Annotated in this window: 18 protein-coding genes; 2 read left to right on the top strand and 16 right to left on the bottom strand. The window is 71.5% G+C overall.

Going from position 1 to position 20,057, the window contains the following annotated elements:
• Window positions 1–222: 222 nt before the first annotated feature.
• From AB0L29_RS19410 to pgsA, 14 genes are all read right to left on the bottom strand, one after another.
• A complete protein-coding gene (locus tag AB0L29_RS19410) occupies window positions 223–762 on the bottom strand; it encodes an adenine phosphoribosyltransferase (protein ID WP_365828658.1) in 540 nt (179 codons plus the stop codon).
• Window positions 759–1,877, bottom strand: coding sequence for a protein translocase subunit SecF (gene secF / locus AB0L29_RS19405; RefSeq protein WP_365828656.1), 1,119 nt, complete (start codon window positions 1,875–1,877; stop codon window positions 759–761). The genes AB0L29_RS19410 and secF overlap by 4 nt, the downstream gene beginning before the upstream one ends.
• 1 nt (window position 1,878) lies before the next feature.
• Window positions 1,879–3,606, bottom strand: coding sequence for a protein translocase subunit SecD (secD, locus tag AB0L29_RS19400; RefSeq protein ID WP_365828654.1), 1,728 nt, complete (start codon window positions 3,604–3,606; stop codon window positions 1,879–1,881).
• Window positions 3,607–3,738: 132 nt separating this feature from the next.
• Window positions 3,739–4,236, bottom strand: coding sequence for a preprotein translocase subunit YajC (gene yajC, locus AB0L29_RS19395; protein WP_365828652.1), 498 nt, complete (start codon window positions 4,234–4,236; stop codon window positions 3,739–3,741).
• A 186-nt stretch (window positions 4,237–4,422) separates the two neighbouring features.
• Complete coding sequence (ruvB, locus tag AB0L29_RS19390; RefSeq protein WP_365828650.1) at window positions 4,423–5,493, bottom strand: Holliday junction branch migration DNA helicase RuvB; 1,071 nt, start codon at window positions 5,491–5,493, stop codon at window positions 4,423–4,425.
• 50 nt (window positions 5,494–5,543) lie between these two features.
• Window positions 5,544–6,149, bottom strand: coding sequence for a Holliday junction branch migration protein RuvA (gene ruvA, locus AB0L29_RS19385; RefSeq protein WP_365828648.1), 606 nt, complete (start codon window positions 6,147–6,149; stop codon window positions 5,544–5,546).
• Window positions 6,146–6,676 carry a crossover junction endodeoxyribonuclease RuvC gene (gene ruvC / locus AB0L29_RS19380; protein WP_365828646.1) on the bottom strand — a complete coding sequence of 177 codons (531 nt, stop codon included), beginning with the start codon at window positions 6,674–6,676 and terminating at the stop codon, window positions 6,146–6,148. Before ruvC ends, ruvA begins: the two co-directional genes overlap by 4 nt.
• A 134-nt stretch (window positions 6,677–6,810) precedes the next feature.
• On the bottom strand, window positions 6,811–7,563 hold the full coding sequence (locus AB0L29_RS19375; protein ID WP_358781133.1) for a YebC/PmpR family DNA-binding transcriptional regulator: 753 nt from the start codon (window positions 7,561–7,563) through the stop codon (window positions 6,811–6,813).
• 74 nt (window positions 7,564–7,637) lie between these two features.
• Window positions 7,638–8,246, bottom strand: coding sequence for a pyridoxal 5'-phosphate synthase glutaminase subunit PdxT (pdxT, locus tag AB0L29_RS19370; protein ID WP_365828643.1), 609 nt, complete (start codon window positions 8,244–8,246; stop codon window positions 7,638–7,640).
• A 7-nt stretch (window positions 8,247–8,253) separates the two neighbouring features.
• Entirely contained in the window at window positions 8,254–9,159 is a 906-nt protein-coding gene (gene pdxS / locus AB0L29_RS19365) for a pyridoxal 5'-phosphate synthase lyase subunit PdxS (protein ID WP_365828641.1), read from the bottom strand.
• 127 nt (window positions 9,160–9,286) lie between these two features.
• Window positions 9,287–9,829 (bottom strand): hypothetical protein, encoded by a 543-nt coding sequence (locus AB0L29_RS19360; protein ID WP_365828639.1) that lies wholly within the window; start codon window positions 9,827–9,829, stop codon window positions 9,287–9,289.
• Window positions 9,830–10,049: 220 nt separating this feature from the next.
• A complete protein-coding gene (locus AB0L29_RS19355; protein ID WP_365828637.1) occupies window positions 10,050–11,213 on the bottom strand; it encodes a glycosyltransferase family 4 protein in 1,164 nt (387 codons plus the stop codon).
• Window positions 11,210–12,124 carry a phosphatidylinositol mannoside acyltransferase gene (locus AB0L29_RS19350; protein ID WP_365828635.1) on the bottom strand — a complete coding sequence of 305 codons (915 nt, stop codon included), beginning with the start codon at window positions 12,122–12,124 and terminating at the stop codon, window positions 11,210–11,212. Before AB0L29_RS19350 ends, AB0L29_RS19355 begins: the two co-directional genes overlap by 4 nt.
• Window positions 12,121–12,852: a phosphatidylinositol phosphate synthase gene (gene pgsA / locus AB0L29_RS19345; RefSeq protein WP_365828715.1), complete on the bottom strand. Its 732-nt coding sequence runs from the start codon at window positions 12,850–12,852 to the stop codon at window positions 12,121–12,123. Before pgsA ends, AB0L29_RS19350 begins: the two co-directional genes overlap by 4 nt.
• A 309-nt stretch (window positions 12,853–13,161) precedes the next feature.
• Here pgsA and AB0L29_RS19340 point away from each other — a divergent pair, with 309 nt between their 5' ends.
• Together AB0L29_RS19340 and AB0L29_RS19335 are read left to right on the top strand one after the other, a co-directional pair.
• Window positions 13,162–15,366, top strand: coding sequence for an elongation factor G-like protein EF-G2 (locus AB0L29_RS19340; protein ID WP_365828633.1), 2,205 nt, complete (start codon window positions 13,162–13,164; stop codon window positions 15,364–15,366).
• 170 nt (window positions 15,367–15,536) lie between these two features.
• On the top strand, window positions 15,537–17,204 hold the full coding sequence (locus AB0L29_RS19335; protein WP_365828631.1) for a hypothetical protein: 1,668 nt from the start codon (window positions 15,537–15,539) through the stop codon (window positions 17,202–17,204).
• Between the two features lie 201 nt (window positions 17,205–17,405).
• Here the strand turns inward: AB0L29_RS19335 and AB0L29_RS19330 are convergent, their stop codons facing one another.
• On the bottom strand, window positions 17,406–17,966 hold the full coding sequence (locus AB0L29_RS19330) for an HIT domain-containing protein (RefSeq protein WP_365828629.1): 561 nt from the start codon (window positions 17,964–17,966) through the stop codon (window positions 17,406–17,408).
• A 101-nt stretch (window positions 17,967–18,067) separates the two neighbouring features.
• The gene (thrS, locus tag AB0L29_RS19325; RefSeq protein ID WP_365828627.1) at window positions 18,068–20,044 is read right to left on the bottom strand and encodes a threonine--tRNA ligase; all 1,977 of its coding nucleotides are present in this window, start codon (window positions 20,042–20,044) and stop codon (window positions 18,068–18,070) included.
• Window positions 20,045–20,057: the final 13 nt, after the last annotated feature.

Raw genomic sequence — 20,057 nt, 5'->3', positions numbered from 1 at the left:
TCCTCGTGCAGTTCCGGCGCCTCGATCAGGCCCCCGGCTGCCTATGGTATCGAGTCGCGGTGTCCACACGCTCTCCGTCCCGTCGACGCCCCGGCGAGGGCGGCGGCCTGGGACCGCCGGCACCTCCTGAGGAACGTCCGAGCCGTCCATGCCCACCGTGCACGGCACAGGACCGGCCCTGCGGGAGAGGGCCGGTCCTGTCGTGGTTCGGGCACGGGCGGTTCAGATGGTGAGAAGCGCCTCCAGCGGGGCGCCGGCCAGGGCCGCTTCCAGCCGGGCCCGGCCCTTGAGGAAGCCGAGTTCCATGAGGACCGCGAGACCCGCGACCTCGGCACCGGCCCGGCGGACGAGCTGGATCGAGGCTTCGGCGGTGCCGCCGGTCGCCAGGACGTCGTCGACGATCAGGACGCGGTCCTCGGCGGCCAGGTCCTCGGCATGCACCTCGATCTCGGCCGAGCCGTACTCCAGGTCGTACGCCTGGCCGAGGGTGGCTCCGGGGAGCTTGCCCGCCTTGCGCACGGGGATGAAGCCGAGGCCGGCGCGGACGGCGACCGGGGCGCCGAGGATGAAGCCGCGGGCCTCCAGGCCGACCACCTTGGTGGCGCCGGTGCGCCCGGCGATCCCGGCGAGGGCGTCGGTGAGCGCGGTGAACGCCGACGGGTCGGCCAGGAGCGGGGTGATGTCCTTGAACGTCACGCCCGGCTGCGGGTAGTCGGCCACGTCCCGGATGCGGCTGAGCAGCAGTTCCCTGATGTCGGTCATCGGCGCTTCCCGGAGGGCCGGCCGCGGCCGCGGCCGCGGGAGGCGGGCTGGTTGCGCGGGCCGACGACCGCCGCAGCGGCGTCCTCGGGCTCGTCGTCGTACTGCTCCTCGACGACCGGGGCGTCCGGGGACTCCCCCTTCGAGGCGGCCTGCGCCCGCTTGGCCAGGACGCGCTTCCTCAGCGCCTTCATCTGCGGCTCGCGCTCCTTGAGGTCGGCGACCAGCGGCGTGGCGATGAAGATCGAGGAGTACGCACCGGCCGCCAGGCCGACGAACAGCGACAGCGAGATGTCGTTGAGCATGCCGGCGCCGAGGACACCGCCGCCGATGAACAGCAGGCCCGCCACCGGCAGCAGCGCGACGACGGTGGTGTTGACGGAGCGGACCAGGGTGCTGTTGATCGAGCGGTTGGCGACGTCGCTGTAGGTCCAGCGGGTCTGCTTGGTGATGTCCCTCGTCTGCTCCTTGAGGCTGTCGAAGACGACGACCGTGTCGTAGAGCGAGTAACCGAGGATCGTCAGCAGACCGATCACCGTGCCGGGCGTGACCTCGAAGCCGACGAGGGCGTAGATGCCGACCGTGATGGTGATGTCGTGGATCAGCGCGACGAACGCGGCGAGCGCCATGCGCCATTCGAAGGCGATCGCCAGGTAGACCACGACCAGGACGAGGAAGATGCCGAGGCCCTGCCAGGCCTTGTTGGCGATCTGCTCGCCCCAGCTGGGGCCGACCAGTTCGGCGTTGATCTGCTCCGCGTCGACCTTGAAGTCCTCCGCGAGGCTGTCCTTGATCCTGTCCGACGTCTTCGTGTCGATACCGGCCACCTGGATGCGCAGGCTGCCGTCACCGAGCTTTTGGACGATGGCGTCGTGGCCGGACGCCTCCTCCGCGTACTCCTCGGCCGTGGCGACCGAGACGCTCATGTTCTTGGAGGTGGTGAAGACCGCTCCGCCCTGGAACTCGATGCCCATGTGCAGGCCGCGCACGGCGAGGCCGACGATGGCCGTGATCGTGATCAGGATGGAGATGCCGTACCAGATCTTGCGGTTCTTGACGAAGCCATAGCCGACCTCGCCGTGGTGCAGTCGGGCGCCGAGGGTGCCGAGCTTCGACATCTCACGCCTCCTTCGTCTCGACGGGGACGTGCGGACGGCGGGTGCGGCGCAGCGGCGGCTTTGCACCCAGGGCCTTCGGATCGAGGCCGGACCACTTGTGGCCGCTGGCGAAGAACTTCCGACGGGCCATCAGCGTCAGCAGCGGCTTGGTGAAGAAGAACACCACCACGACGTCGAGGACGGTGGTCAGGCCGAGCGTGAAGGCAAAGCCCTGGACCTTGCCGACGGTGACGATGAACAGCACCGCGGCGGCGAGGAACGACACGAAGTCGGAGACCAGGATGGTGCGCCGGGCGCGCGGCCAGGCACGCTCCACGGCGGGGCGCAGGGAGCGGCCCTCGCGGATCTCGTCCCTGACCCGCTCGAAGTACACGATGAACGAGTCGGCCGTGATGCCGATGGCGACGATGGCGCCACAGACAGCCGGCAGGTTGAGCGCGAAGCCGATGGTCGGGCCGAGCAGCGACATGATCACGTAGGTGAGGGCCGCGGAGACCAGCAGCGAGGCGACGGCGATGAAGGACAGACCCCGGTAGTAGACCAGCAGGTAGAGGACGACGAGCGCGAGGCCGATGGCACCGGCGATCAGACCGGCCTGCAGCTGCTCACCGCCGAGGGCGGCGGTGACGGTGGTGACGCTGTCCTCGCGGAAGGTCAGCGGCAGTGAGCCGTACGACAGGACGTTGGCCAGGTTCTTGGCCTCGTCCTGGGTGAAGCTGCCGGAGATCTCGGCCGTGCCGCTCAGCGCCTGGGTGACGTAGGGGTTGGAGACGACGTTGCCGTCCAGGACGATGGCGAACTCGTTCTGCGGGGACTGGTTCTGCGCCAGCTTGCCGGTGATGCTCGCGAACTTCTTGGATCCCTTGGAGGTGAATCCCAGGGTGACCTTCCAGCCCGAGGCGCTCTGGGTGTCGAAGACCGCCTCGGCCTCGTCGATGTCCGTGCCGTCGACCTCGGCCGGACCGAGGAGGTACTTCTGCCACTGCTTCTGCGGGTCCTGGCCGCAGGCCACGGTGGCCTCACCGGGCTTGACGCCCTCGCCGGCCTTGATCCGCTCGGCGGGGTCGGCGCAGTCGAGCGCCGCGTACTCGGCCTGGAGCTTGCCGGTCACGCCGTCGGAGCCGTCTCCGTCCCCGGACGGGGAGGGGCTCGGGGAAGCGGAGCCGCTGGGCGTCGGGCTGGCCTTCAGCGCGTCGGTGACCGCGCGGCCCTGCGAAGTGGCGGTGGCGGACGGCTCGGACGGCGTGGCCTTGTCCCCGCCCGCGCTCTTGCTGGCACTCGGGCTCGGTGAGGCGCTGGGCGTGGGGGTCGCGGCGCTGCCGGACACCTCCCTGCTCAGGACCGGACGGAAGTAGAGCTTGGCGGTGGTGCCGACCTGGTCCCGGGCCTGCTTGGAGTTGGTGCCTTTGGGAATGTTGACGATGATGTTCGACCGGCCCTGGGTCTGGACCTCGGCCTCCGAGACACCAAGACCGTTGACCCGGCGCTCCATGATGGAGACCGCCGTCTCCATGTTGGTCTTGTTGATCGCGGACTCCTGGCCGGCCTCGGGGACCGCTGCCAGCGTGATGCTCGTGCCACCGGCCAGGTCGATGCCGAGCCGCGGGGTGGTGTGCCCGGACGCGAACATGCCACCCGTGAGCGCCACGATGGCGATCGTGATCAGAGCCAGCGAGCGCCACGGCTTGCTCTGGCCGCTCGCATTCCGGCCCTTTTTAGGTGCTGCCACCTTCTCGTACTCCCTCTCGGGCCGCCTCACGCCGGGTCGGCAGGCGGGCGGCCATGACATGGTGTCGGGATCCCGTGCGAGCTGGGCGTGTCCCGGGGCGCGCGGACGGAGCCCGCGCGCCCCGGGAGACGACTACTTCGCGTCGGAGTCGCCATCGGCCTTCTTCGGCTGGTCATCAGGCTTCGCCCGGGCGGCGTCGTCGGCGGGCGCTCCGGCCACGTCCTTCTTGCCGAGGTCGACGGGCTTGTCGTCGGAGGCGGCGGCAGCGTCGACGGCGGGCTCGTCGGTCCCGGTGAGGGAGGAGGCGTCGTCCGGGACGAGGTCGACGTCGGACTTCAGGTCGTGCTCGACGCCGTGGACGATGCGGTTGTACTCGTCGTCGGACAGGACGGCGCCGATGGCGTTCTTGGCGAAGAGGAGCTCGACGCCCGGACCGGCGTCGAGGAGGACCGTGTCCTCGTTGACCTCCTTGACCGTTGCGTACATGCCCCCGATGGTGCGGACGCCGGAACCGGGCTGCATCTGGTTCCGCATCTCGATGGCCTGCTGCTGCTTCTTCTTGGCCGACCGGGTCATCAGGAACATGGCCCCGATGAGCACGATGAACGGGAGGAGGGTCACGAGACTCACGGGTCGGTACTTCCTTCACACGACCGCGATGGTGAGCGGCCTGATGGTTGGGGGTGTGTGCGCCGCCGACAACGGCGGCATCGGCGGAGTCTAAGCGAGTCCGCGCGCAGGGAACAACGCTCAGCATGGCACCGGGGTTCCTCCTCCGGCCACTGAGCTCGCCGTCATGGCACCGGCACGGTGCCGTCACGTCCCGAACAGGTCCTGTTGTCCGTTTCCCGCGGCCTGGGAGCTGGGCGGCGTCAGGCCGAGATGCGCCCACGCGGCGGGGGTCGCGATCCGGCCGCGCGGGGTGCGGGCCAGCAGGCCCTCCCGTACGAGGAACGGTTCGGCGACCTCCTCCACGGTCTCGCGCTCCTCCCCCACCGCGACGGCGAGCGTGGACAGGCCCACGGGGCCGCCGCCGAACAGCTTGAGCAGGGCCTCCAGCACGGCCCGGTCGAGGCGGTCCAGGCCCCGGCCGTCCACCTCGTAGACGGCGAGCGCGGCGGCGGCGATCTCCTTGGTGATCACCCCGTCGGCCTTGACCTGGGCGTAGTCCCGCACGCGGCGCAGCAGGCGGTTGGCGATGCGGGGCGTGCCGCGGGAGCGGCCGGCGATCTCGGCGGCGCCGTCCGGCTCGATCTCGACGTCGAGGAGGCCCGCCGAGCGGTGGATCACCCGTACCAGTTCGGCCGGTTCGTAGAACTCCATGTGCGCGGTGAAGCCGAAGCGGTCGCGCAGCGGGGGCGGCAGCAGGCCCGCGCGGGTGGTGGCGCCGACCAGGGTGAAGGGGGGCAGTTCCAGCGGGATGGCGGTGGCGCCCGGTCCCTTGCCGACGATGACGTCGACGCGGAAGTCCTCCATCGCCATGTAGAGCATCTCCTCGGCGGGCCGGGACATCCGGTGGATCTCGTCGAGGAAGAGGACCTCGCCCTCCTGCAGGGAGGACAGGATGGCCGCGAGGTCGCCGGCGTGCTGGATGGCGGGGCCGGAGGTGATGCGGATGGGGGCGCCCATCTCCGCGGCGATGATCATCGACAAGGTGGTCTTGCCGAGGCCGGGGGCGCCGGAGAGCAGGACGTGGTCGGCGGTGGCGCCCCGCGCGCGTGCGGCGCGCAGGACGAGGTCGAGCTGCTCGCGGACCTTCTCCTGGCCGATGAACTCGTCCAGGTCCTTGGGGCGCAGGGCGGCCTCGACGGCCTGGTCCTCACGGTCGGCGACAGAGTCCACCAGCCGCTCGGCGGCGGAGGTGTCGGTCGTGTCGTCCCAGTTCATGGAGTGTGCCTCGCGGTCTCGTGGTGGCGCGGGTGGTTCGGCGTGCTCGGTCAGCGTGCGCGGTTCAGGGTCTGCAGGGCCGCCTTGAGCAGCTGCCCCACCTGAGGCGTGCCCCCGGCCGCCTCGGCCTGCGGCGTCACGGCGGCCACGGCCTCGTCGGCCTCCCGGGCCGCGTATCCGAGGCCGATCAGCGCGGCGTGCAGCTGGTCGCGCCAGCCGCTGCCGCCCGGCGCGCCGGCCACCGGGGCGCCGACCGGTTCGCCCAGGCGGTCCTTCAGTTCCAGCAGGAGCTTCTGGGCGCCCTTCTTGCCGATGCCCGGTACCGCCGTCAGCGCCCTCTCGTCACCGGCGGCGACGGCCCGCCGCAGGGCGTCCGGCGCGTGCACGGCCAGCATCGCCTGGGCCAGGCGCGGTCCCACGCCGCTGGCGGTCTGCAGCAGTTCGAACACCTGGCGTTCGTCGTCGTCGGCGAAGCCGTACAGGGTCAGCGAGTCCTCGCGCACCACGAGGGAGGTGTGGAGCTTGGCGGACTGGCCGACGCGGAGCGTGGACAGCGTGTTCGGCGTGCACTGGACGGCCATGCCGACGCCGCCGACCTCGATCACCGCGGCGTCGGGTGCGAGTGCGGCGACCGTGCCGCTGACGAAGGCGATCATGCCGTACGGCCTTTCGATGCGTGCAGGGCGACGGCCTGCTGGAGTCGGTTCTGGGCGGGGGCCCGCCAGATGTGGCAGATGGCGAGCGCCAGGGCGTCGGCGGCGTCGGCGGGCCTGGGGGGCGCGCTCAGCCGCAGCAGGCGGGTGACCATGGCACCGACCTGCGCCTTGTCGGCGCGGCCCGAGCCGGTGACGGCGGCCTTGACCTCGCTGGGGGTGTGCAGGGCGACCGGGATGCCGCGGCGGGAGGCGCACAGCAGGGCGACGGCGCTGGCCTGGGCGGTGCCCATCACCGTACGGACGTTGTGCTGGCTGAAGACGCGCTCCACGGCGACGAACTGCGGCCGGTACTCGTCCAGCCACTGCTCGATGCCCTGCTCGATCGCGACGAGGCGGTGCCCGAGGTCGGCGTCGGCGGGCGTGCGCACGACACCGACGCCCAGCATGGTGAGCGGGCGGCCGGCGACGCCCTCGACCACGCCGACACCGCAGCGGGTCAGTCCCGGGTCGACCCCCAGTACGCGCACGCGCTCTTCCCTTTCGCTCTTCCCCGGCTCCGCCGGGCGCTGCCCCCGGTTCGTGCAGGCTATCGGGTGCCACCGACAACGCGACGGGCCGACGGGGTGTGTCCCGTCGGCCCGTTCGATTTCGGAGCGCCGGCTCAGGCGTCGACCTTCTCCATGATCTCGTCGCTGACGTCGAAGTTGGCGAAGACGTTCTGCACGTCGTCGCTGTCCTCCAGCGCGTCGATCAGCTTGAAGATCTTCTTGGCGCCCTCCTCGTCCAGCTCGACCTGCATGGTAGGGACGAAGTTGGCGTCGGCGGACTCGTAGTCGATGCCCGCGTCCTGCAGGGCGGTGCGGACCGCGACCAGGTCGGTCGGCTCGCTGATGACCTCGAAGGTCTCGCCGAGGTCGTTGACCTCCTCGGCGCCCGCGTCCAGCACGGCGGCCAGCACGTCGTCCTCGGTGAGCTCGCCCTTGGGGACGATCACGACGCCCTTGCGGTTGAACAGGTACGACACCGAGCCCGGGTCGGCCATGGAGCCGCCGTTGCGGGTCATCGCGACGCGCACCTCGGAGGCGGCGCGGTTGCGGTTGTCGGTGAGGCACTCGATGAGCACGGCCACGCCGTTCGGGCCGTAGCCCTCGTACATGATCGTCTCGTAGTCGGCGCCGCCGGCCTCCAGGCCCGCGCCGCGCTTGACCGCGGAGTCGATGTTCTTGTTCGGGACCGACGACTTCTTGGCCTTCTGGATGGCGTCGTACAGCGTCGGGTTGCCGTCGGGGTCGGGGCCGCCCATCCGGGCCGCGACCTCGATGTTCTTGATCAGCTTCGCGAAGAGCTTGCCGCGCTTGGCATCGATGACGGCCTTCTTGTGCTTCGTCGTGGCCCATTTAGAGTGGCCGGACATCTGCCTGTCTCCTTCGCGTTACCCATCCCGTACGAACTCCCCCGGACCGTGGGCCGGGGGGACCCCCAGAGATCCTACAAGGACTCGGCCGCCGCCTTGGCGCGCACCATGTCGACGAACAGGGCGTGCACCCGGTGGTCGCCGGTCAGTTCCGGGTGGAACGACGTGGCCAGCGCGTTGCCCTGGCGGACCGCGACGATGTGGCCGTCGTGCTCGGCGAGCACCTCCGCCCCGGCGCCGACGGACTCCACCCAGGGGGCGCGGATGAAGACGCCCTCCACGGGATCGCCCGCGATGCCCTTGACGTCGAGAGCGGCCTCGAAGGACTCGTTCTGCCGCCCGAAGGCGTTGCGGCGCACGATCATGTCGATGCCGCCGACGGTCTCCTGGCCCGAGCGCGGGTCGAGGATCTTGTCGGCGAGCATGATCATGCCGGCGCAGGTGCCGTAGACGGGCATGCCGTCCCGCACGCGTGCCCGCAGGGGCTCCATCAGGTCGAACAGGACGGCCAGCTTGGAGATGGTGGTGGACTCGCCGCCCGGCAGGACCAGGCCGTCGACCTCGGCGAGTTCCCCGGGGCGCCGCACCGGCCTGGCCACGGCGTCGGCCGCGGCCAGGGCGACGAGGTGCTCCCGTACGTCGCCCTGGAGGGCCAGGACGCCTATGACAGGTGCTTCGGTCATGGGTGGACTACCAGCCGCGGTTGGCGTAGCGCTCCGTCTCGGGGAGGGTGTCGCAGTTGATGCCGACCATGGCCTCGCCGAGGTTGCGGGACGCGTCCGCGATGATCTTGGGGTCGTCGTAGAAGGTGGTGGCCTTGACGATGGCGGCGGCACGCTTGGCCGGGTCGCCGGACTTGAAGATGCCGGAGCCGACGAAGACGCCCTCGGCGCCGAGCTGGCGCATCAGGGCCGCGTCGGCCGGGGTGGCGACACCGCCGGCGGAGAACAGCACGACCGGGAGCTTGCCGAGCTCGGCGACCTCCTTGACGAGCTCGTACGGGGCGCGCAGCTCCTTGGCGGCGGCGTACAGCTCGTGGTTGTCCAGGCCGCGCAGGCGGGCGATGTCGTTCTTGATCTGGCGCAGGTGGCGGACGGCCTCGACGACGTTGCCGGTGCCGGCCTCGCCCTTGGAGCGGATCATCGCGGCGCCCTCGGCGATGCGGCGCAGGGCCTCGCCCAGGTTGGTGGCGCCGCAGACGAAGGGGGTGGTGAAGGCCCACTTGTCGGAGTGGTTGACCTCGTCTGCAGGGGTGAGGACCTCGGACTCGTCGATGTAGTCGACGCCGAGGGACTGCAGCACCTGGGCCTCGACGAAGTGACCGATGCGCGACTTGGCCATCACGGGGATGGAGACCGCGTCGATGATGCCCTCGATCATGTCGGGGTCGGACATGCGGGCCACGCCGCCGTCCTTGCGGATGTCGGCCGGGACCCGCTCCAGGGCCATGACGGCGACGGCGCCCGCGTCCTCGGCGATCTTCGCCTGCTCCGGGGTGACGACGTCCATGATCACGCCGCCCTTGAGCTGCTCGGCCATGCCGCGCTTCACGCGCGCGGTGCCGGTCTCGGGAGCCTGGTTCTCGGTGATGGACACGGGTTGACCTCACTGAAGTGAAAGAGGGTTTCCTGCAGCACCGAGGAAACGCGAGCGGACCAGTCCACAGCAAGGGCCAATGGCGAGCCGGTGGATCCTTTTCCGGCCTTGGACCGGGAAACGCCTGCTAGGAGGCCCGGTCCACCAGTGCGGCGGGGGGCTCGTCGTCCATCTCGAAGGCCATCGGGAACGGCGCGTGGCCCGCCAGCCGGAACCAGCGCACCTTGCGGTGCCGGCGCAGCGCCCGGGCGGCCCGTACGGCGTCGTTGTGGAAGCGCCGGGCCATCGGCACCCTGCGGACCGCCTCGGTCAGCTCCCCGGCGGCCTCCTCTCCCCCGGGCGCCACCCGGACCGCCTCCACCTGCGCCGCTTCCGCGAACACGGCCCGCAGCGCCTGGCTCAGCTCGCTCTCGGCGACCTCCCGCTGCTCCTCCTCGGCCTGCCGGGCCGCGTGCGCGGCCTCGTAGAGGACGATGGACGCGGCCGGGTCGAGCACCCCCGAGGTGGCCAGTTCCTGGGCCACGGAGGCCCGGCGCAGCAACTGGGCGTCGAGGGCGGCGCGCGCGGCGTCGATCCGGGCGTGCAGCCGGTCCAGCCGGCCGGCCGTCCAGCTCAGGTAGAGGCCGATCGCCACCAGGGCGACGAGGATCCAGACGAGGGTTGCGGTCACGGACGGCAAGGCTACCGGGGCGCTCGGCCGGGACAGCCGGGGACCGTGCGGGGGCGCTGCCGGGGACCGTGCGGGGGAGCGTTGCCGGGGGGCCGCCGTCCCCGCCCCGCCACCGCCGGGAGGCTGCCGTCCCCGGACCCCCGCCGTCGGCCTGAACGGCCCCGGCGTCAGGCGCCGGCCGGGCCGGCGGGGCCCGGGCCGGCCGGAGACCTCCTCCCGGTCAGTCCCGCGCCAGCCCGAACCGCGACCACAGGCCCGTCGTCCGCTCGTCCGCGGCCACGGCCGCCGCGCCGGCGGTCACGGTCTCGTAGACGGACATGATGTCGGCCGCGACGGTCGACCAGTCGAAGCGCCGGACGTGGGCGCTGCCCCGCTCCCGCAGCTCGGCGCGCCGTGCCGGGTCCTCCAGCAGCTTCACGGCCGCCTCCGCCAGCGCGTCCGCGTCCTCGTTGGGGAACAGCTCCCCCGCCGCCCCCTTGTCGAGGACCTGGGCGAAGGCGTCCAGGTCGGAGGCGAGCACCGGGGCGCCCGCGGACATGGCCTCCACCAGGATGATGCCGAAGCTCTCGCCGCCGGTGTTGGGCGCGACGTACAGGTCGATGCTGCGCAGGAGGCGGGCCTTGTCCTCGTCGCTGATCATGCCGAGGAACTCCACGCGGGAGCGCAGCTGTGCGGGCAGGTTCTCCACGGCCTCCTTCTCGTCACCGCGCCCGGCCACCAGCAGCCGGGTCCGCGGGCGCGCGGCGAGGATCCTCGGCAGGGCCCGCATCAGCACCGGCAGGCCCTTGCGGGGCTCGTCGATGCGCCCTATGAAGCCGATCGTGTCGCCCTGCCACTCCGGCCTGGGCTCGGCCCCGGCGAAGAAGTCGACGTCGACGCCGTTCGGGATCACCACCGCGTCCCCGCCGAGGTGCTCCACGAGCGTGCGCCGGGCGTACTCGCTGACCGCGATCCGCGCGCTGATCTTCTCCAGGGCGGCCTGGAGGATGGCGTAGGCGGCGATCATGGCGCGGGAGCGCGGATTGGACGTGTGGAAGGTGGCGACGATCGGTCCCCGGGCGGCCCAGCAGGCCAGCAGGCCGAGCGAGGGCGAGGCCGGTTCGTGGATGTGGATGACGTCGAACGCGCCCTCGTGCAGCCAGCGCCGTACCCGGGCCGCCGACAGGAAGCCGAAGTTCAGCCGGGCCACCGAGCCGTTGTACGGCACCGGCACCGCGCGTCCGGCCGAGACGACGTACGGCGGCAGCGGGGTGTCGTCGTCGGCCGGGGCCAGGACGGACACCTCGTGGCCGAGCCGGATGAAGCACTCGGCGAGGTCGCGGATGTGGAACTGGACGCCGCCCGGTACGTCCCAGGAGTACGGGCAGACGATGCCGATCCTCACGGCTGCTCCCCGTGCGCCGGGCGGGCCCCGAGGTCGGCGAGCCACAGGCGCTGCAGCATGTGCCAGTCCTCCGGATGGTCGGCGATCCCGGTGGCGAAGACGTCGGCCAGCGCCTGTGTCATGACGGACGTCTTCTCGGCGCGCGTACCCGACCCGGGCACCTCGACCGGCGGGTGGATGCGGCCCTTCATGACGGGCGAGTCGTCGTACCAGAGCGTCACCGGAAGCAGCACCGCACCGGTCTGCTGGGCGAGCAGGGCGGGGCCGGCCGGCATGCGGGCCGTGTCGCCGAAGAACTCGACCTCGACGCCGGAGGAGGACAGGTCGCGGTCGGCGACCAGGCAGACCAGGCCGCCGGCGCGCAGCCGCCGGGCCAGGATGCCGAAGACGGCGCCGCTGTGCGGCAGGACCTCCATGCCGAGTCCCTCGCGGTAGGCGACGAACCGGTCGTAGAGCGTCTCGGGCTTCAGGCGTTCGGCGACCGTCGTGAGCGGGATGCCCAGCTTCGTGGTGACCCAGGCGCCGGCCAGGTCCCAGTTGGCCAGGTGCGGCAGGGCGGCGACCACGCCCCTGCCGGCGGCCAGGCCCTCGGTGAGGTGGTGCAGGCCCTTGAGGTCGAAGCCGGCCGTGATGCGCCCGGCGCTCCAGGCCGGGAGCCGGAAGGACTCCATCCAGTAGCGCAGGTAGGACCGCATGCCCGCGCGGGAGAGCTCGGCGAGCCGCTCGGGGCTCGCGCCGGGCACCACGCGCGCGTAGTTGCTCTCCAGTCGCCGCACGCCCTCGCCACGCTGCTTCCAGGCGAGGTCGGCGATGGTCCGCCCGAGCCGTACGGCGGCCGGCTCGGGAAGCTTCTTGACGCCGCTCCAGCCGAGGCCGTACAGCGCGTCGGTCAGGCGCTCCTGGGCGCTCACTTCGCCGTTTCCCTCCCCTGCGCCTCCGGCCGGGCGGCTGCGGCCTCGGCCTCCGCGGACTCCCGGCGGACCGTGACCACCCGCTGGATCAGCGTGACCAGGCTGCCGACGGCGACGATCCACAGCGCGACCGGCAACAGGTGCCGGACGCCGGGCACACCGAACGCGTGCAGGCCCGCGAGGCCGGCCGCGACCAGCGAGACCACCAGCCGCTCGGCCCGCTCGACGAGCCCGTTGACGGCGACCGGCAGGCCGATCGACTCGCCGCGTGCCTTGGTGTACGACACCACCTGGCCGCTGGCCAGGCAGAAGATCGACACGGCGCACAGGACGTCGTCGTCCCCGCCGCCCGCGTACCACAGGGCGAAGCCGCCGAAGATCGCGCCGTCGGCGACGCGGTCGAGCGTGGAGTCGAGGAAGGCGCCCCAGCGGCTGGAGCGGCCCAGCTGGCGGGCCATGTTGCCGTCGACGAGGTCGGAGAACACGAACAGCGTGATCACGACCGTGCCCCAGAAGAACTCGCCCCGGGGGTAGAAGACCAGCGCGCCCGCGACCACACCGGCGGTGCCGATGAGCGTGACCGTGTCGGGGCTGACGCCCCGCCGGATGAGAAACGCGGCGAACGGTGTGAGGACACGCGTGAAGAATGCACGCGCGTACTTGTTCAGCATGGCCTTCCCGAGGGTCGGTGTCGCCGTGCGGCCCCTGCTGGCCACCGGCTGGCCCATCGTAGCCACGCACGCGCGGGTGCGACCGCGGGTTCCGCGCTGGGCAACTTCCTGACCTCATCGTAGCCACGCACGCGCGGGTGCGACGCCCGGGCGCCCGTACATCCGGCCGGGCCGGCCGTACGGGACCGGCGGCGGCCGGGCCGGACCGCCCGCGGGGCCCGCGGGCACGGTCGCGCCGTTCGTATGGACGCGTCGTGACGGGAGTGGAAAGCTCGAATCAACCGCGGGCGTCGCCGGAGCCGCCCAGCACGCGGCCCCCGCGTGTCCGCGCCCACAGTGACCTCACCGTGCACGGGAGGCAGGACCATGGGCGACAAGACGCAGACCCACCCCGGAGCCGCCGGCAGGGCACAGGCGGCCGACCACCCCCAGTCCGTACGGAATGTGGTGCTGGTCGGCCACTCCGGGTCGGGCAAGACGACTCTGGTGGAGGCTCTCGCCCTCACGGCGGGAGCGATCAACCGGGCGGGCCGTGTGGAGGACGGCGGCACCGTCTCCGACCACGACGAGATCGAGCACCGGCAGCAACGCTCCGTACAGCTCTCCCTGGTGCCCGTCACCTGGGACGGCATCAAGATCAATCTGTTGGACACCCCCGGATACGCCGACTTCGTCGGGGAGCTCAGGGCCGGTCTGCGCGCGGCGGACGCGGCCCTCTTCGTCGTCTCGGCCTCCGACGGCGTGGACGGCTCGACCCGCATGGTGTGGGACGAGTGCGCGGCCGTCGGCATGCCCCGGGCGATCGTCGTCACGCACCTGGAGGCCGCGCGGGCGGACTTCGGGGAGATGACGCGGATCTGCGCGCAGGCCTTCGGCGCGGACGACCCCGACGCCGTGCTCCCGCTGTACCTGCCGCTGCACGGCCCGCAGGCGCCCGACGGGCACGCGCCCGTGACCGGGCTGATCGGGCTGCTGTCGCAGAAGCTGTTCGACTACTCGACCGGGGAGCGCAAGGAGTCCGAGCCCGGCGAGGAGGAGCTGCCGCTGATCGAGGAGGCCCGCAACCGGCTGATCGAGGGGATCATCTCGGAGAGCGAGGACGAGACCCTCATGGACCGCTACCTCGGCGGTGAGCAGGTCGACGTCAAGACGCTGATCGAGGACCTGGAGCGGGCCGTGGCCCGCGGGGTCTTCTTCCCCGTCCTGGCCGCCGCCCCCGCCGCCGAGGGCGCCCGCCAGGGGCTCGGCACGGTGGAGCTGCTGGAGCTGATCACCCGCGGTTTCCCGACACCGCTGGAGCGCGAGCCGCTGCGGGTGACCACGCCCGACGGCAGGCCGCGCGAGCTGAAGGCGGTCTGCGACCCCGACGCGCCGCTGGTCGCGGAGGTCGTGAAGACCGCCTCCGACCCGTACGTCGGGCGGCTCTCGCTCGTGCGCGTCTTCTCCGGCACCCTGCGCGCCGACCAGACGGTGCACGTCTCCGGGCACGGGCTGGCCGACCGCGGGCACGAGGACCACGACGTCGACGAGCGGATCGGCGCCCTGTCGGCACCGTTCGGCAAGCAGCAGCGCCCCGTGCCGCACGTCATCGCGGGCGATCTGGCGTGCGTGGCCAAGCTGAGCCGCGCCGAGACCGGGGACACGCTCTCCGCCAAGGACGACCCGCTGCTCATGGAGCCGTGGGAGATGCCCGACCCGCTGCTGCCGCTGGCCATCCGGGCGCACAGCAAGCCCGACGAGGACAAGCTCTCCCAGGGGCTGGCCCGGCTGGTCGCGGAAGACCCCACGATGCGGCTGGAGCAGAACCAGGACACCCATCAGGTGGTCCTGTGGTGCCTGGGCGAGGCGCACGCGGACGTCGCCCTGGAGCGGCTGCGCACCCGCTACGGCGTCCAGGTCGACGTGGTCCCCCACCGGGTCTCCCTGCGTGAGACGTTCGCGACGAAGGCGGCCGGGCGCGGACGGCACGTCAAGCAGTCCGGCGGGCACGGGCAGTTCGCGATCTGCGAGATCGAGGTGGAGCCGCTGCCGGGCGGCTCGGGCATCGAGTTCGTGGACAAGGTGGTCGGCGGCGCGGTGCCGCGGCAGTTCATCCCGTCGGTCGAGAAGGGCGTGCGCGCCCAGGCCGCCAGGGGGGTCGCCGCCGGTCATCCGCTGGTCGACGTGCGCGTCACGCTGCTGGACGGCAAGGCGCACTCGGTGGACTCCTCCGACGCCGCGTTCCAGACGGCCGGCGCGCTGGCGCTGCGGGAGGCCGCGGCCGACGCGAGGATCCACCTGCTGGAACCGGTGGCCGAGGTGGGCGTGCTCGTCGGCGACGACTACGTGGGCGCCGTGATGAGCGACCTGTCGGGCCGGCGCGGCCGGGTGCTGGGCACCGAGCAGGTGCCCGGCGGCGGGCGGACCCTGGTCCGGGCCGAGGTGCCCGAGATCGAGATCGGCCGGTACGCCGTCGACCTGCGGTCGCTGTCGCACGGCACGGCGCGCTTCAGCCGCCGGTACGTGCGGCACGAGCCGATGCCGCCCCAGGTCGCCGAACGGGTCCGTGAAGCGGTCCGGGCCGCCTCGTAGTTGGCCTGACGCCCCACTCGACTCACTTGTGAGGAACGCTTTTTCCCGTGTCGGCGGGCGACCTCGGCCGTCCGCCGACACGGGACGGCTCCTGCGGATACGCTGAAGAACTGGTCAACAGGTGTGCGGAGCGCGGAAGTCGGGAAGGCCGCAAAGCAGGTGCGGCGGCAATGGGGGCGGCAGTGACGGACGGATTCGATTTCAGTCCAGGGGCCCAGGTGCCCCTGTCCGGTTCGGCGGGACAGACGGCTGCGACCCACGCCCTGGCCGCCGCCGCGTACCGGGACGACGAGGTGACCAAGATCCTGGAGGCCGACAACGAGTGGCACCAGTCGAAGGTGACCCCGCCGCGTCCCTGGGCGAGGATCTTCCGGCCCAGATTCGGCGAGGCCTTCTCCCGCGCGGTGATCGACCGCATGCTGGGCGCCGGGCGCAAACCGGTGATCCAGTCCTTCGGCATCGAGCCGCAGGTTGTCGTGGAGCACTGCCTGGCGGCCCACCGCATCCGCCGTGAACGGGACAACTGGCTCACGGCGGTGACGGTGCTGTGCGGGGTGCTCTTCCTGCCGGGCTTCCTGGTGTGGCTGCTGGTGTTCACGCTGCGCACCACCATGACCAGGCGCACGGACAAGCGCGCCGGTGCCCTGGCCACGACCCTGCTGGTCGCCGTGGGCGCGCTCGCGGTGCTCTTCCTGGTCCGCATGCCGTTCACGGGTTTCTGGGCGTGGTACGGACGCGCGGCCGTCGTCATGCCGGTCGTCGGCTGGTTCTGGGCCAAGCAGATCTGCGAACGCACCGCCCACGACCTGCGGGAGCGCTGGTCGGGCCTGCTGTCGGGCGGCGGTGTCGGCGCCAAGATCCCCGAGGCCGTGCCGGGCAGCCCCGGCGACGCGGCCGAGCAGGTGCGCAAGGAGCTGGCCCGGCTCGGTGCCGAGCAGCGGTCCAACTCGGTCTTCTACGCCGGCCCCAAGGGAATACTGGGCATGGGCACGCGGTGGGGCAGCTGGCAGCTGGCCGAGGAGCTGGTCTCCGCCGAGCCGGGCAAGGACTTCCACCCGTTCCGCAGCTGGGACGTCGTGGTCGCGATCCAGGGCGGGCTGGCCATGCTCGAACGCACCCCCATCAACACCGGCGGCTTCCCCAAGCCGTCGATCACGCACTGGATCGTCACGCCGATCGGCGAGAACGCCAAGGAGGTGACCCGGCCGAGCGGCACCGACGTCGACGTGTACACGGTCAAGACGCACGCCATACAGGACATCTGCAACAAGCAGCAGTTCGGCAGCGGGGACCGGCACTACCTCGGCGTGCAGTGGACGCTCTGGGACGGCCACCTGGTGATCACCATGCTGATCACCGTGACGGTGCTGCACGAGACGCTGCGCATCGAGGTCACCGGCCACGCCCTGGGGCCGGTCAACCCCCTGTTCAACGAGAAGCCCGCGGCCAAGGAGAAGGAGGTCGCCAAGGCGTTCCGGTTCTGGGAGACCCGCAAGGTGAAGCTGCCGCTGATCGACGCCGACGAGGTGGTACGGCTCGCCGCGCGCGCCCCGCTGACCTGGTACCCGCCGCTGCTGAACTGGCTGGGCGGCAGCCTGACGCTCCCCGAGCCGTTCGGTCTGCGGCACGCGTGGGCCGACCAGCCCTGGCGCCACCGCTTCATGGCGGACGACGCGCTGCGCGCGGCCACGCCCGTGCTGCGCGTGGTGCACGCGGCGGCGCTGAAGGTGCTCAAGGAGAACGGCGTGGACGTGGAGAAGTTCGGCTCCCGGTCCTCGGCGCTCAGCGGGGCGGTGCAAGACGTGTCGCCGCGGAAGGCCGACGCCTACGACGCGTAGGCCCGCGGCGAGCGGGGCGGCTGCGCGGGGGCACGCGAGGTGACGGTCCGCGGGGGTTCGCCCCGCGGACCCGCCGGCCTGGACGGCCTCGTCCTCGGTCGCCGGACGAGCCGGTCACCGGACGAGCCGGTCACCGGACGGACCGGTCGCCGGGCGGAGCCGGTCGCCGGGCGGGGCCGGTCACCGCCGGCCCGCCCGGCATCAGCCCGTCGGCCAGGCCTCCGCCAGCATCTTCCGCGTGTCGGCCAGCAGCTGCGGCAGCACCTTGGTGTGGCCGACCACCGGCATGAAGTTCGTGTCGCCGCCCCAGCGCGGGACGATGTGCTGGTGCAGGTGGGCCGCGATGCCCGCGCCGGCCACCGAGCCCTGGTTCATCCCGATGTTGAAGCCGTGGGCGCCGGAGGCGGTGCGCAGCGCCGTCATCGCCTGCTTGGTGAGCTCGGCGAGCTCGGCGGTCTCCCCCGCCGTGAGGTCGGTGTAGTCGGCGACGTGCCGGTACGGCACGGTCATCAGGTGACCGCCGTTGTACGGGTACAGGTTGAGCACCGCGTAGACCTGCTCACCGCGCCTGACGACCAGTCCGTCCTCGTCGGACTTGGCCGGGATCGAGCAGAAGGGACAGCCGTCGTCGGCCCCGGGGCCGGTCGGCTTGTTCTCGCCCTGGATGTAGGCCATCCGGTGGGGCGTCCACAGTCGCTGGAACGCGTCCTGCGTCCCCACTCCCAGCTGCTGCTCCGGCTCACTCGTCATGCAGTGCAGCATATGGCTTCGTTCGGGGGGTGCGGCAAAGGCCCCCGGGATCTGCCCGGGGGCCTTTGCGCGGCCCGGAACGCGGTGCGACGCGGCCGGGACACGCCGTGCGGTCAGACCTGTGTGCGCTCCTCGACGACCTTCGCGATCTTCGCGATGGCCTCCTCGAAGGGGATGCCGTTCTCCTGGGAGCCGTCGCGGTAGCGGAAGGAGACGGCGTTGTTCGCCATGTCCTCGTCGCCCGCGATGACCATGAAGGGCACCTTCTGCTTCTGGGCGTTGCGGATCTTCTTCTGCATGCGGTCGGAGGAGGAGTCGACCTCGACGCGCAGGCCCTTCTTCCTCGCGGCCGCCGCGAACCTCTCCAGGTACCCGACGTGCGCGTCGCCGATCGGGATGCCGATCGCCTGGACGGGCGCGAGCCACGCCGGGAAAGCGCCCGCGTAGTGCTCCAGCAGCACGGCGAAGAAGCGCTCGATGGAGCCGAACAGCGCGCGGTGGATCATGACCGGGCGCTGCTTGGAGCCGTCGGCGGCCGTGTACTCCAGGTCGAAGCGCTCCGGCAGGTTGAAGTCGAGCTGGATCGTCGACATCTGCCAGGTGCGGCCGATGGCGTCCTTGGCCTGCACGGAGATCTTCGGGCCGTAGAAGGCGGCGCCGCCCGGGTCGGGGACGAGCGGGAGGCCCTGCTTCTCGGCGACCTGGCGGAGGGTCTCCGTCGCCTCCTCCCAGGCCTCGTCGGAGCCGACGAACTTCTCCGGGTCCTTGGTGGACAGCTCCAGGTAGAAGTCGGTCAGGCCGTAGTCGCGCAGCAGGTTCAGGACGAAGGTGAGCGTCTTGTCGAGCTCCTCCGACATCTGCTCGCGGGTGCAGTAGATGTGCGCGTCGTCCTGGGTGAAGCCGCGCGCCCGGGTCAGACCGTGCACGACGCCCGACTTCTCGTACCGGTACACGGTCCCGAACTCGAACAGGCGCAGCGGCAGTTCGCGGTAGGACCGGCCGCGCGCGTCGAAGATCAGGTTGTGCATCGGGCAGTTCATGGGCTTGAGGTAGTAGTCCACGCCCTCGTCGAGCTGCATGGGCGGGTACATGCCGTCGGCGTACCAGTCCAGGTGGCCCGAGGTCTCGAAGAGCTTCCCCTTCGTGGCGTGCGGGGTGTAGACGAACTCGTAGCCCTCTTCCTCGTGGCGGCGCCGCGAGTAGTCCTCCATGACTCGGCGGACGATGCCGCCCTTGGGGTGGAAGACGGCGAGGCCGGAGCCGATCTGCTCCGGGATGGAGAACAGGTCCAGCTCGCTGCCCAGCTTGCGGTGGTCGCGCTTCTCGGCCTCGGCGAGGAAGTCCAGGTACTGCTTCAGCTCGTCCTTGGACGGCCACGCGGTGCCGTAGATGCGCTGGAGCATGGGGTTCTTCTCGCTGCCGCGCCAGTAGGCGGCCGCGTTGCGCATCAGCTTGAACGCCGGGATGAGCCGGGTGGAGGGCAGGTGGGGACCGCGGCACAGGTCCTTCCAGCACAGCTCGCCGGTCCTGGGGTCCAGGTTGTCGTAGATCGTCAGCTCGCCGGCGCCGACCTCGACGTCCGCGCCGTCGTCGCTGGAGGCGGAGCCCTTGAGGCCGATCAGCTCCAGCTTGTACGGCTCGTCGGCCAGCTCCTCGCGGGCGGCCTCGTCCGTCACCACGCGGCGGGCGAACTTCTGCCCCCGCTTCTGGATCTCCTGCATCTTCTTCTCGATGGCCTTGAGATCCTCGGGCGTGAACGGCTTCTCGACGTCGAAGTCGTAGTAGAAGCCGTCCTTGACGGGCGGGCCGATGCCCAGCTTGGCCTCCGGGAACAGTTCCTGCACGGCCTGCGCCATGACGTGCGCGGTGGAGTGGCGCAGGATGTTCAGGCCGTCCTCGGAGGAGATCTCGACGCCTTCGACCTCGTCCCCGTCGGCGAGCTCGTACGCGAGGTCCTTGAGCTCGCCGCCCACGCGCGCGGCGACGACCGAGCGCTCGCCGGCGAAGAGCTCGGCGGCCGTAGTGCCCGTCGTCACCACGCGTTCTTCCCGCTCGGAATCGCGTTGGATGATCACACGGACGTCTGACACCGGTCTCTCCTGA

The sequence above is a fragment of the Streptomyces sp. NPDC052701 genome (assembly GCF_040678355.1).
GTDB lineage: Bacteria > Actinomycetota > Actinomycetes > Streptomycetales > Streptomycetaceae > Streptomyces.
Note: the sequence above shows the minus strand (reverse complement) of the source record. Positions and strands in the feature narration are given on the sequence as shown.

Excerpts from the sequence above, each read along its gene's own strand:
- AB0L29_RS19410 (WP_365828658.1), bottom strand. The coding sequence starts at position 762 with ATGACCGACATCAGGGAACTGCTGCTCAGCCGCATCCGGGACGTGGCC.
- secF (WP_365828656.1), bottom strand. The coding sequence starts at position 1,877 with ATGTCGAAGCTCGGCACCCTCGGCGCCCGACTGCACCACGGCGAGGTC.
- ruvB (WP_365828650.1), bottom strand. The coding sequence starts at position 5,493 with ATGAACTGGGACGACACGACCGACACCTCCGCCGCCGAGCGGCTGGTG.
- ruvA (WP_365828648.1), bottom strand. The coding sequence starts at position 6,149 with ATGATCGCCTTCGTCAGCGGCACGGTCGCCGCACTCGCACCCGACGCC.
- AB0L29_RS19375 (WP_358781133.1), bottom strand. The coding sequence starts at position 7,563 with ATGTCCGGCCACTCTAAATGGGCCACGACGAAGCACAAGAAGGCCGTC.
- pdxT (WP_365828643.1), bottom strand. The coding sequence starts at position 8,246 with ATGACCGAAGCACCTGTCATAGGCGTCCTGGCCCTCCAGGGCGACGTA.
- pgsA (WP_365828715.1), bottom strand. The coding sequence starts at position 12,852 with ATGGGCCAGCCGGTGGCCAGCAGGGGCCGCACGGCGACACCGACCCTC.
- AB0L29_RS19340 (WP_365828633.1), top strand. The coding sequence starts at position 13,162 with ATGGGCGACAAGACGCAGACCCACCCCGGAGCCGCCGGCAGGGCACAG.
- AB0L29_RS19335 (WP_365828631.1), top strand. The coding sequence starts at position 15,537 with ATGGGGGCGGCAGTGACGGACGGATTCGATTTCAGTCCAGGGGCCCAG.
- AB0L29_RS19330 (WP_365828629.1), bottom strand. The coding sequence starts at position 17,966 with ATGCTGCACTGCATGACGAGTGAGCCGGAGCAGCAGCTGGGAGTGGGG.